Source organism: Thermodesulfobacteriota bacterium (assembly GCA_040756475.1).
Lineage (GTDB): Bacteria > Desulfobacterota > Deferrisomatia > Deferrisomatales > JACRMM01 > JBFLZB01.
Window position 1 is genome coordinate 1 of sequence record JBFLZB010000228.1, and the last position, 6,796, is coordinate 6,796.

General features: G+C 69.4%; 7 protein-coding genes and 1 tRNA gene. All 8 read right to left on the bottom strand.

The features are described 5' to 3' along the window. On the bottom strand, positions 1–1,955 hold a 1,955-nt coding region (locus AB1578_21025), incomplete at its 3' end, for a sodium-translocating pyrophosphatase (protein MEW6490380.1). A gap of 31 nt (positions 1,956–1,986) precedes the next feature. Beyond that, positions 1,987–2,565, bottom strand: a complete 579-nt coding sequence (gene pth / locus AB1578_21030; protein ID MEW6490381.1) for an aminoacyl-tRNA hydrolase — start codon at positions 2,563–2,565, stop codon at positions 1,987–1,989. A gap of 6 nt (positions 2,566–2,571) precedes the next feature. Next, on the bottom strand, positions 2,572–3,201 hold the full coding sequence (locus tag AB1578_21035) for a 50S ribosomal protein L25 (GenBank protein MEW6490382.1): 630 nt from the start codon (positions 3,199–3,201) through the stop codon (positions 2,572–2,574). 52 nt (positions 3,202–3,253) lie between these two features. Continuing rightward, the gene (locus tag AB1578_21040; protein ID MEW6490383.1) at positions 3,254–4,195 is read right to left on the bottom strand and encodes a ribose-phosphate pyrophosphokinase; all 942 of its coding nucleotides are present in this window, start codon (positions 4,193–4,195) and stop codon (positions 3,254–3,256) included. A 46-nt stretch (positions 4,196–4,241) separates the two neighbouring features. Then, a tRNA-Gln gene (locus tag AB1578_21045) sits at positions 4,242–4,316 on the bottom strand. A 9-nt stretch (positions 4,317–4,325) separates the two neighbouring features. Beyond that, positions 4,326–5,234, bottom strand: a complete 909-nt coding sequence (locus tag AB1578_21050) for a 4-(cytidine 5'-diphospho)-2-C-methyl-D-erythritol kinase (GenBank protein MEW6490384.1) — start codon at positions 5,232–5,234, stop codon at positions 4,326–4,328. 6 nt (positions 5,235–5,240) lie between these two features. Then, entirely contained in the window at positions 5,241–6,422 is a 1,182-nt protein-coding gene (locus AB1578_21055; GenBank protein ID MEW6490385.1) for an FprA family A-type flavoprotein, read from the bottom strand. A 4-nt stretch (positions 6,423–6,426) separates the two neighbouring features. Then, on the bottom strand, positions 6,427–6,585 hold the full coding sequence (gene rd / locus AB1578_21060; protein ID MEW6490386.1) for a rubredoxin: 159 nt from the start codon (positions 6,583–6,585) through the stop codon (positions 6,427–6,429). Between the last annotated feature and the right edge of the window lie 211 nt (positions 6,586–6,796).

Below are 6,796 nucleotides of genomic sequence, written 5' to 3' on the forward strand. Positions count from 1 at the left end.
CTCATGAGCTTGATGAGGATGTTCATGGAGGGCCCGGAGGTGTCCTTGAAGGGGTCGCCCACGGTGTCGCCCACCACGGCGGCCTTGTGGGCGTCGCTGCCCTTGCCTCCCAGGGCGCCCTTCTCGATGTACTTCTTCGCGTTGTCCCACGCCCCGCCCGAGTTGGCCATGAAGAGGGCCATGAGGACGCCGGTCACCGTGGCGCCGGCCAGGAGCCCGCCCAGGGCCTGGGCGCCCAGCGCAAACCCGACGGCCACCGGGACGATGACGGCGGTGAGGCCGGGGACGATCATGCGCTTGAGGGCGGCGTTGGTGGAGATGGCCACGCAGGCCGCGGTGTCGGGCTTGCCCGTCCCCTCCATGAGGCCGGGGATCTCCCGGAACTGGCGGCGGACCTCGCTGACCATCTCGTAGGCCGCGTCGCCCACCGCGGTCATGGTCATGGCGCCCACCAGGAAGGGGATGATCCCGCCGATGAGAAGCCCGATGATGACCCGAGGCTGGCTGAGGTCGATGACCGCCAGGCCGGCCGCGGATTGATAGGCTGCGAAGAGCGCCAGGGCCGTCAGCGCCGCGGAGCCGATGGCGAAGCCCTTGCCGATGGCGGCGGTGGTGTTGCCCTGGGCGTCGAGGGTATCGGTGATGGCTCGCACCTCGGGTCCCAGGTGGGCCATCTCGGAGATGCCGCCCGCGTTGTCGGCGATGGGCCCGTAGGCGTCCACGCTCATGGTGACGCCCACCGTGGAGAGCATCCCCACGGCCGCGATGCCGATCCCGTAGAGCCCTGCCATCTCGAAGGCACCGAAGATCGCGGCGGCAATCAAGAGCACGGGGATGGCGCAGCTCTCCAGTCCCACGGCCAGCCCGGTGATGATGTTGGTGGCCGGCCCGGTCTGGGAAGCCTCGGCGATCCGGATGATGGGCCTGGCCGCCGTGTAGTACTCGGTGGTGAGCCCGATCAGGATGCCGGCCACCAGGCCGAAGACCACCGCCCAGAAGACGCCGGTGGGAAGGCCCAGGCCCTGTCCGATCCCGTAGGCCGCCGCCACCAGGAGGATGGCCGAGACGAAGGTCACGTTGCGCAGCGCCTTGGCCGGACCCTGGCTCTCCAGGAGCTTCATGGAGAAGACGCCGATGACGCTGGCGATGAGGCCCGCCATGATCACCAGCATCGGGAAGGCCATGTAGGCGAGCTTCTGCTCGGCGGGAATCACCGCGCTCGTGGCCGCGATGGCCAGGGTGGCGATGACCGAGCCCACGTAGGACTCGAAGATGTCGGCGCCCATGCCCGCGGTGTCGCCCACGTTGTCGCCCACGTTGTCGGCGATGGTCGCGGGGTTGCGGGGGTCATCCTCGGGGATGCCCGCCTCCACCTTGCCCACCAGGTCGGCGCCCACGTCGGCCGCCTTGGTGTAGATGCCGCCGCCCACGCGGGCGAAGAGCGCGATGGACGAGGCGCCCATGGCGAACCCGTTGATGTAGAGGGCGGCTTCGGGGGTCCCGAAGAAGTAGTACAGGGTTCCCAGGCCCACCAGCCCCAGGCTGGCTACGGAAAGACCCATGACGGCGCCGCCGGAGAAGGCCATGTAGAGGGCCTTGCCCATGCCCGACTCCCGAGCGGCCTCGGAGGTGCGCACGTTGGCCCGGGTGGCCGCCTTCATGCCGAAGAAACCGGCGAGCATGGAGCAGGCCGCCCCGAAGAGGAAGGACCAGGCCGTCATGGGGTGGATCTGCCAGAAGAGCAGAAGGAAGACCACCGCGATGAAGATGGCGAGGATCTTGTACTCGCTCTGGAGGAAGACCATGGCTCCTTCGTGGATGAAGCCCGCGATCTCCCGCATCCGCTCGTTGCCTTCGGACTGGTTCTTGATCCACGAGTACACCAGGCCCGCCACGATCAGCCCGGCCACCCCGAAGAAGGGTGCGTAAACGGTCCAAACCATCAGATTCTCCATGCGTTCCTCCCTTTCCCTCTGCATCCCGAGGTCATGTGTGGTAACGGTGCATGGCCCGCGAGGGCCCCTCGACGATGATAGTCTCCACGGCCTGGGCCGCCCGCTCGACCAGGGCCGGGAGCTCTGCCTGCTCTCCCGGGGAGAAGGGGGAGAGCACGTGCTCCACCACCCCTGCCGGCTCCTCCGGCCGGCCGATGCCCACCTTGAGCCGGAGAAAGTCCCCCGTGCCCAGGGTCTCCAGGACGGAGCGCAGGCCGTTGTGTCCGCCCGCGCCCCCTCCCGTTCGGATCCGCAGGCGCCCGAAGGGCAGGTCCAGATCGTCGTGGACGACCAAGACACGCCCGAGCTCCGCGCCTGCGTGCCCCACCAGCTCCCGCACGGCCTCGCCGCTGCGGTTCATGTAGGTCTGGGGCTCGGCGAGGAGGACGTCGCGACCTTCCCACCGCGCGGCGGCCACCCGGCTCCGGCACGCCCCGCGCCACGGGGGCGCTCCCCATCGCCGCGCGAGAAGCTCGCAAACCGCAAACCCCACGTTGTGTCGGGTAGCCTCGTACCGCGCCCCCGGGTTGCCGAGCCCGACCACGAGCCACGCGGGGCCCGGGCAGGCCACGCCCTCCTACTCCGCCGCGGGGGCCGCCTCGCCCGCCGGGGCCGCTGCGGCCGCGGCTTCCTCGACAGTGCTCGAGGGAGCGATCACGGCGCAGACGGCCAGCTTCGACCCGGTCAGCACCTGGACGCCCTCGGGCACCGGCAGGTCCGACACGTGGATCGAGTGGCCCGGCATGAGGTTCGTCACGTCCACCTCGACGGACTCCGGGAGGTGGTCGGGCAGGCACACCACCCGCAGCTCCCGGCGGACCACCTGGAGGATGCCCCCGAGCTTCACCCCCGCGGCCGTGCCCAGGATGCGGATGGGCACCGTGGCGTGGATGGGGCGCTCCGGGTCGAGCTTGTAGAGGTCTGCGTGGACGAATACGCGCTTCAAGGGGTGGACCTGGAGGTCCTTGACCAAAGCACGGATGCCGTCGATGCGCGCGTCGCCGGACCGAAGGCGAAGGAACACGTTGCGCTGGGCGGGGGTCGAGAGCGCCTTGGCCAGGTCCTGCTCCCGGAAGGTGATCATCACCGGCTCCAGGGTCGGGCCGTAGACCACGCCGGGAACCTTGCCCGCGGCCCGCGACTTCCGGGCCGCCCCCTTTCCCGCGGTCGCCTTGGCCTCTACCGCGAACTCGACTTCGGTGCGCATGGCAACATCCTTTCTCGAATCGCTCAAAAGGTGGATCTTGTCGTAGACGATCTTAGACGAAGAGCGAGCTCACCGAGCCGCACTCGGTGATCCGGCGGATGGCCTCCGCCAGGAGCGGCGCCACGGTGAGCGCCCGAATCTTTCCGCACCCTGCGGCTTCCTGCCCCAGGGGAACAGTATCGGTCGTGATGAGCTCCTCGAGGGGAGAGTCCACGATCCGCCCCACCGCCGGCCCCGAGAGCACGGAGTGCGTACACGCCGCGTAGACCCTGCGCGCCCCGTTGGCCTTGAGGGCGCGGGCGGCGTTGGTGAGGGTGCCGGCCGTGTCCACCATGTCGTCCAGGAGGATGGCGTCCAGGCCCTCCACCTCGCCGATGATGTGCATGACCTCGCTCACGTTGGCCTTCTCCCGCCGTTTGTCGATGATGGCCAGGCCCGCATCCAGTCGCTTGGCAAAGGCCCGGGCCCGCTCCACCCCCCCCGCGTCGGGGCTCACCACCACCAGGTGGTCCTTCTGGAAGCGCTTGCGGAAGTCGTCGAGCAGCACGGGCGCCGCAAAGAGGTTGTCCACCGGGATGTCGAAGAACCCCTGGATCTGCCCCGCGTGCAGGTCCACCGTGAGCACCCGGTCGGCACCCGCCACCGTCAGCAGGTCGGCCACCAGCTTGGACGTGATGGGCACCCGCGGGTGGACCTTTCGATCCTGCCGCGCATACCCGTAGTAGGGGATGACCGCCGAGATGGAGTTGGCGCTCGCCCGCTTGAGGGCGTCCATCATCACCAGGAGCTCCATCAGGTGGTGGTTCACCGGGGGGCACGTGGGCTGGACCACGAACACGTCCCAACCCCGGACGCTCTCCTCGATCTCCACGGCGATCTCGCCGTCGCTGAAGGTCTTGCAGGTGACCCGGCCCAGGGGCAATCCGAGATGTCGCCCGATGGACTCAGCCAGCGGGCGATTCGCGCTCCCCGTAAAGATGCGAACGTTGTGCATCGATGGTCTCGAGGAGCGCGGGTGCTCCGCTCGGAGGATCGGAAATTGGCTGGGGCGGGAGGATTCGAACCTCCGATTGCCGGAATCAAAATCCGGTGACTTACCGCTTGTCTACGCCCCAGTCCGAACGTCACGCGACAAACGGAAACGCACCCGGCGCCAGGGTATGGACCACGTCGACCCGCCAGCCCCGGCTTCCGGCTTCCCGTTCCAGCCGGGCCCCGGCCCTGCGCGCCGCCTCTTCCCCGGGAAACAGGCCGAACACCGACGAGCCCGAACCCGACATGAGGCGCCCCGCCGCGCCGGCGGCCCCCAGGAGGTCCAGGGCCTCTCCGACCCTCGGCTCCAGCCCCCGAGCCGTTCCTTCCAGGTCGTTGCGAAGGGCTTCGACAAACCCCCGAAAATTGAACTGCGCTATGGTATGGGCCGCCCCGGGGGATGTCAACCCCGGAGTGAGGAGCGAAAACACCCGTGCCGTAGACAGAAACGCGCCGGGGTGGACCAGCACGAGCCACAGCGGCTCGAAGGGGGCCGCGGGAGTGACGGATTCCCCGATCCCCTCTACCCACGCGGGTCCCCGGGCGAAAAAAAAGGGCACATCGGCCCCTACCCCGAAGGCGCACCGCGCCCTGGCGGCCGCCGAAAGCGGCCGGTGCCACAGGCGCTCCAGGCCCAGGATGGTCGCCGCGGCGTCGCTGGACCCTCCCCCCAGCCCGGCCCCCGCGGGAACCCTCTTGGCGACCCTCACCCGAGCGCCCCCCCGGACGCCGCTCTCTGCAAAGTAGATCCGGGCCGCCCGGTGGCAGAGGTTCTCCTCGCCCCCCGGCACCCCCGCCGCGCCTTCCACCTCTACCTCGATGCGCCCCTCCTCGGGCAGCGCCTCGACCTCGAGCCGATCGAAGAGGCTCACCGCCGCCAGGAACATGCGCAGGTCGTGGTAGCCGTCGGACCGCCGGCCGCGCACCTCGAGGAAGAGGTTCACCTTGGCCGGCGCCCGGAGCGTGAGGCTCCGCCCTGTCTCCACGGCGTCTTCGATCACGAGGCCCTACAGGGTCTCGATGAGGCGCATCCCGAAGGACTCGCAGGCGGCCAGGTCTTCTGCGGTGGGGACGAGCTGCACCCGCACCGGCTCCTCGGGCACCCGAAAGCGCAGACCCCGCATGCGGTCCGAGATCATCTTGGGTCCTTCGCCGCTCCATCCGAACGAGCCGAATGCCGCGCCGAGCTTTCCCTTGACCTTGATCGTGGCCATCGCGCTGAACAGCGCCCACACGTGCTCGAGGGCGTCGCCGTTGATGGTGCAGGAACCCACCGCCAGGGCGTCGGCCGCCTCGATCTCGTCGAGCAGGACTTCCAGGTCGAGCCCCTGGAGGCTGCGCACGGCCACCTGCGCCCCGGCGGCCTCGGCCCCCCGGGCCACCGCCTCGGCCATCCGGGCGGTGTTTCCGTAGGAGCTCGCGTGGAGCACCAAGAGGCGCCTGCGGTCGCCCCGGGGCGGCTCTTCGCTCCACTGCCGGTACTTCTCCAGGCAACCGGCGATCCCCGCGCGCAGCAGGGGGCCGTGGCTCGGGCAGACCACCCGCAGGGGCAGGTCGCGGATCTTTCCCAGCCCTTGGCGCACATGCTCCTTGAAGGGCCGCATGATGACCCGGAAGTAGTGCGCGAAGGCGTCGCTGTAGTCGTCGACCCGGTCGTCGAAGAGCCGGTCGTCGCAGTAGTGGGCCCCGAGAAAGTCGCAGGGGAAGAGCACCCCGTCCTCCTCCGCATACGTGAACATGGTGTCGGGCCAGTGGAGGAACGGCGCGTGGAGGAACCGCAGGGTCTTTCCCCCCAGGTCCAGCCGGTCGCCGTCGCCCACGGTGAGGGGGTTCACGTCTCGGTTCAGGATGTGCTGCACGAAGACCCGCCCCGCCTTGGAGACCACCACCCGGGCTCGGGGGGCCCTCTCCAGCAGCGCTCCCAGGGCGCCCGAGTGGTCGGGCTCCAGGTGGTTGAGCACCACGTAGTCGATCCGGGCCGGGTCCACCGCCTTGGCGAGGGTCTCCAGGTAGACGTCCGCAAACTTCCCCTTGGACGCCTCGATCACGGCCACCTTGTCCCGGCCTTCCACCACGAACGAGTTGTAGGTGGTGCCGTGCTCGGCGCGCATGATGACGTCGAAGACCCGCAGTTGCGGGTCGAGCACTCCGGCCCAGCGGATGCCGGGTACGATCTCCACGGGTCCCATCGGGCTACATGGGCTCGAACATGGCCTTTTCGGCGCCGCAGTCCGGGCAGGTCCAGTCGTCGGGAAGGCTCTCGAAGGCTGTGCCCGGCGCAACGCCGTGGTCCGGGTCGCCCTTGGCCGGGTCGTACACGTAGCCGCAGATGGTGCACTGGTACTTCTTCATCGGATCCCTCCTGGCATGAGGTGGGGCGCGCGTGGATGCGCGCAGAGACAAGACCGCGCCCGGACCCGGGACGCGAGGCGGTAGGATGACATCTCCCCCCCCGGAGCGCAAGGCGCCGGGTTCCCGCGATCCGCCACCTGGGTGGTGGGCGGGGTCGGGGGACCCTTCCGCTCCGCCGCGCAATCCGCGGTGATTAGAGGGCATCTCCCCC

What these genes read in the sequence shown, in the direction of transcription:
- rd (MEW6490386.1), bottom strand. Translation starts at nt 6,585, where the DNA reads ATGAAGAAGTACCAGTGCACCATCTGCGGCTACGTGTACGACCCGGCC.
- AB1578_21040 (MEW6490383.1), bottom strand. Translation starts at nt 4,195, where the DNA reads ATGCACAACGTTCGCATCTTTACGGGGAGCGCGAATCGCCCGCTGGCT.
- AB1578_21055 (MEW6490385.1), bottom strand. Translation starts at nt 6,422, where the DNA reads ATGGGACCCGTGGAGATCGTACCCGGCATCCGCTGGGCCGGAGTGCTC.
- AB1578_21035 (MEW6490382.1), bottom strand. Translation starts at nt 3,201, where the DNA reads ATGCGCACCGAAGTCGAGTTCGCGGTAGAGGCCAAGGCGACCGCGGGA.